At 56.4% G+C, this 4,959-nt stretch carries 4 protein-coding genes; all 4 read right to left on the bottom strand.

Features of this window, described 5'->3' with window-relative positions; all coding sequences use genetic code 11:
* Positions 1 to 115: 115 nt before the first annotated feature.
* Positions 116 to 2,539, bottom strand: coding sequence for an FAD-dependent oxidoreductase (locus EOA32_RS32880; RefSeq protein ID WP_128373946.1), 2,424 nt, complete (start codon positions 2,537 to 2,539; stop codon positions 116 to 118).
* Between the two features lie 52 nt (positions 2,540 to 2,591).
* Positions 2,592 to 2,789 (bottom strand): hypothetical protein, encoded by a 198-nt coding sequence (locus tag EOA32_RS32875; protein WP_245499468.1) that lies wholly within the window; start codon positions 2,787 to 2,789, stop codon positions 2,592 to 2,594.
* Between the two features lie 691 nt (positions 2,790 to 3,480).
* Complete coding sequence (locus EOA32_RS32870; protein ID WP_189407569.1) at positions 3,481 to 4,002, bottom strand: GNAT family N-acetyltransferase; 522 nt, start codon at positions 4,000 to 4,002, stop codon at positions 3,481 to 3,483.
* 404 nt (positions 4,003 to 4,406) lie between these two features.
* A partial coding sequence (locus EOA32_RS32865) for a hypothetical protein (protein WP_128373944.1) occupies positions 4,407 to 4,959 on the bottom strand: 553 nt, incomplete at its 5' end.

Here is a 4,959-nt window from a genome sequence, read left to right as displayed (position 1 = left end):
GCGGTAGGCAACCTTTCCGAACGGAACTCCTGCCGAACCGACCTCGCGCCTGGGGCGTTGCCCCAATCTCTGAACTCGCTTTGTCATGAGTGCCGGCCCCTTGCTCGCAACCGTTTCATTGACGCAACCTCGCCCCGTTTGGATCGATGGGAGAGGAAGGAATTATCTCGGCTTGGCGCGGCTTCCCGACCACGTCGACTGACAGGGTGGCCCCCTCATCGACGGCGACACTGTCAACGTATCCGAGTGCTAAGCTTAGGCCGGAAACGTGCCCGTACGCGCCCGATGTCACTTGACCAACGAGATGCCCGCCCGCGAAGACAGGCTCAAAGCCTGAAGCGTCGGCGCCATTGGCATCGATTTTGAGAGTAACCAGCCGCTGTTTTGGCCGCCCTTTATCACGCTCGCCCAGTACCGCGTCTCTTCCAATGAAATCGCCTTTATCAAAGGCAACAAAGCGGTCGAGGCCGCACATGGCCGGTGTGTAAGCGCGAGTGAACTCACGCGACCAGATCCCATAGCTTTTCTCGATACGCAGAGAACTCAACGCATTGAAACCGATTTCACGAAGGTTCCACTCGCGGCCGGCTAACAACAAATCAAGGTAGAGCTGTCTTTGCTCGGCAGCGTTCACATTGATCTCATAGCCTAGTTCCCCCATCACCGAGAGGCGTGCCACGTTGGCCCGGCTGCGGCAAATGTCAATTTGCTGACACGCCATGAATGGAAAGGCCGCGTTCGACAGATCTGAAGGAGTTAAGCTCGCTAGAAATTCGCGTGACTTTGGGCCGGTGATCGACAGGCCAGAAACTGCATCCGAAATGTCGGTGATCGCAACACCTGTGCTTGGCTTGTGCTGGTCGAACCAGCGCATATGCCAAGACCGCAGATAGTATGACCCCATTAGCCAGAAAGTTTCATCATCCCAGTTGAGAACGGTAAGATCGCCCATTAGATGACCAGATGCAGACAGCATCGGAGCCAGCCGCACGCGATGGGGCTTAGGAAGCTGACAGGCCAATAGACGATCGAGGAAATCCTTCGCTCCCGGCCCTTTTATCTCGTAGCGGGAAAAGGCCGTAGTATCGAGGAGGGTGACACCCTCGCGCACTGCCCGACATTCCGCCGCTACCAATGGAAAGGCATTTGAGCGATTGAGTGTCGGAGTCTCAGCGAATCCAGGGTCCTCGGGCGTGAAATAGAGCGGCACCTCCATTCCCCATGAAACCCCCCACCGTGCCCCTTGCGCGGACATGACGTCATAGGCCGGCGGCGTCTTTAACGGTCTGCCTGCCGGGAGCTGTTCATTAGGATAGCTGATCAAGAAACGTCGAGCATAGAATTGTCCAGTGGTGGCTTTGAGATAAGTACGATTCGATGCGAACTTGCCGTACCGGGCAACATCCATGCCAAAAACCTCGGCCTCGGGTTCACCTGACGTGATCCACTGCGCCAATGCCAGGCCTATGCCGCCGCCTTGGCTAAACCCGGCCATGACACCGCATGCACACCAGTAATTTCGCAGGCCAGGAACAGGCCCAACTAGGGGGTTTCCGTCGGGAGTGAAAGTGATTGGCCCGTTAACCCATCGCTTAATGCCGGTACTCTGAAGAACAGGATAGCGCTCGAACCCAATCGAGAGTTCAGGAGAAATTCGATCAATGTCCGCTGGGATCAATTCGATACCAAAATCCCACGGCGCGCCTTCTACATTCCAGTGTTTTGGATTGCGTTCGTAAACTCCTAGAAGCAGCCCCTTGCCTTCCTGCCGCGCATAGGTGAACCCTTCCAAATCGACAACGGCCGGCATCTCCTCGCTCATTGCCGAAAGTTCGGGGATCGCCTCGGTGATGAGATAGTGATGCTCCATCGGTACGACCGGCAGGTCGACACCAGCCATGATCCCAATCTGTTTGGCCCAGAGTCCGGCAGCATTCACAATGTGCTCAGCTGTGACCGTTCCTTTTTCTGTCACGATGGTCCACGAGCCGTCCTGCCGCGCATGCAGTTCCATGACCCCATTACGCAGAATAACTTCCGCTCCCGCTTTTTTCGCTGCGGATGCAAAAGCGTGCGTAGTGCCGTAAGGATCAACGTAGCCGTCATTCGGATCCCAAAGGCCCCCATATATGTTCGTTGTGTCGAGGATCGGGCAACGTTTCTTGATTTCTTCGGGCGAAATTAGCGCGACGTCATCAAGCCCGATAGTGCGGAATCCTGACAAAGCAGCCTGGAGCCATTCCCACCGCTCGGGCGTACCTGCTATGGTTATTGCTCCGGGCGTGCGAACCCCCAATTGGTGGTCACTCTCCCGCTGCAGGTCTCGATAGAGTCCGATCGTATAGCTCTGAAGCGCCGCCAGATTAGTATCTGCATTGACCGCGTGGAAGCTTGCTGCAGCATGCCAGGTCGACCCGGCCGTCAGCTCACGACGCTCGATGAGCGCAATGTCATTCCAGCCAAGTTTTGTAAGGTGGTACAGCACGCTCGCGCCGACTATTCCCCCTCCAATAACCACCACACGGTAATGCGACTTCATCAAGCTGGCCCTATGTTCGCTAGACATGGTTTCGTGAATGCAGGTGAGCCTATCAACAGCCGTTCGAAACTCGGTGCGTTTCGGCCAAGCCGATGCAGCCGAGAAGTAGCAGCGACAGTCCGAGCAGGCTGCCCTGGCGCGCGAAGTCGCGGCGGCCGACGCCGCCATCGACAAGCCCGTCGATGAGATGGTTTACGAGCGGCGTGCGGTAGCGCCTCAGGAGATCGAGAATGCGGTGGTTTGTTGTCACGTTTTAGTCCTCCAACACACGATGGTTTCGAGCCGCCACCCTAGGGCGGGAGGCCCAATCGTGAACTCTAGCCTTCGGCTCTTGTGAGGCCGCATCCTCTCGGATCGCCAGGAGCCCGATCGTTTCTGCGTTGGACAAGTTGTAAGCTTTCGAACACGTACCAGTAGTTTTTTCACAGCTCCTGCCACCGAAGATTAGCCCTTGGACAATAAGGCAAGGCGCTATGGAAGTGTTGCTGACTTGCGCCCAGCTTGCGAAAACATTTGCTGTGAAAGGCTGCTCTTCCAGGTTCTTTCCGGCGGAGAGGTCGTTCGCTCTCGCGCAGGCATTTCCAACCGCACTGCTCATAATTGGTTGGCCCGCGCCGCAAGTCCTGCGCTACGGAAATGATCATTGTCGGTCTTGAGCGTCAGTGGGCCAGAGTGTCGAAAGCGCCCCAAACTGGAGCGCGCCACTTTGGAGCGGGTCGTCGACTATCTGTGCACCGGCCAGGTCGGCGCTATATCGTGCCTGAGGTCCTGAGGTTCGACTGGCACAGGCTGTGTGAGCTTTGTGGTCAGATCGATGCGCGCGTGGTTGATGTCACCTCGACTGGCGATGACACCAAGCCGTCCCCGAAAAATTGATCGCCTGCGACTCCTATCGGTATAATGCAACGTACGCCAACTGAAAGGCCGTATCGCCTTCATGATCAAAGGCATCGACGCAGGAAAATTACCTTCTCGCCGGAAGGTGCACAGTCCACTTCGCCAAATGCTTCCCAGCCTCGACGCTCGTAGAATGCGGGCGCCTGAAACGTGGCTGTCCAAAGCACAGCGGTACGACATCCACGCCGGCGTGCGGCTTCCTCGCCGGCGGCAAGGACCCGTGCGCCCAGGCCTGTGCCGCGGTGCGCATCGTCGATGAAGAGCTGTTCGACATAAAGAACTGCGTGAACTGTCGATCCTATCAGACCACCCACAATTGTACCCGATTCGGGGTCTTCAGCCGCGATCACCAGCGGCACGCCGCCAGGCAGGCCGATCTTGCTTTGATTGTAGTCCCTCAGCCCGTCGCGTATCGCGTCTACATAGGCTGCCTCAAGTTTGTCACATTCAATGAGATTAGGAGTTGCCAATATTTTACCCTCCAATTTGTTAATGTTGCGCGACTGGTGTCCTTGATCACTCCATAGACGAATACTGGCAGACGTGGCGATCCAGATGATGGTCAAATATATCTCTCGTGAGCGAAACCCTAGGCGCTAGCCCAGCTCTCGAAGGGGGTGGAGCGAGAGTCTAGGGTCAACCATCAAATGTCCCCCAAGCCACTGTTACTCGCCCGTATCAAGAAGGTCGAAGAGAGCGACGTCAGATGGAGATCGAGCTAGACAGGCGATCCGCTTGTACTTTGAAGGTGGGCGGAGCGAGGCTGATCTGATTCCAGTTGTCTTAGCTATAGGCCGGGGATCGCTCGGTGCTGAGCCTTCGACCACATCTACGCATCGAGCTGGGTCGGAGCTCAGCGGATTGCGTTCCATGGGACGCTCCTCGCAGGCAGTGCTCGTTTGGAGACAATGAGAAGTTAATCGCAGAAAGGACAGATACAAGACCATCGGAGTGTCACTCCTTCGCTAATTTAACTATTTCCTGACTTGGTCGTCTCCCTGCCTATGAGGTGTCCTGCGAGGTAACTGGTGAGTGACGTCGCATATGTCGTTGGGATTAGGATTGCGAACTGATCGGGACCGGGATGGTCGATGAGGACATTGACATGGTGGATAGCCGTCTGGGCGAACGAGCCAATGTCAAAAGCCACATCGGAGAAATCCAGAGAAGCGACGCGACTGAGAAGCCCGCTAGCACCCGGCCCTTCCAGCATCAAACATACACGCGAGTCAGACAAATCCAGCACTGCAAGATCTGTCGCGTTTTCAAAGCTAAGGGCGGCGTCCGACCGAACCAGCACCCGATCAGGCGCAATACGCCAAACTGTCATCGACGCGCGCTGCACCGATAAACGGTAGCTATCTGGCAGCGCGAGGCCTTTTGCTCGAGGAGCTTCGTTCGCCCTTTCGTTGAACTTTCCCCAGCCTGCGAGCTGCGTCAGATACCCCAGCTCTATTTCATTGATCGTGACATCCCGGTCGTCACTGGTTGCGCAACCGACGGCCAACTCAAGCCTACTAGCC

The organism is Mesorhizobium sp. M1A.F.Ca.ET.072.01.1.1 (genome assembly GCF_004023325.1).
GTDB lineage: Bacteria > Pseudomonadota > Alphaproteobacteria > Rhizobiales > Rhizobiaceae > Mesorhizobium.
Note: the sequence above shows the minus strand (reverse complement) of the source record. Positions and strands in the feature narration are given on the sequence as shown.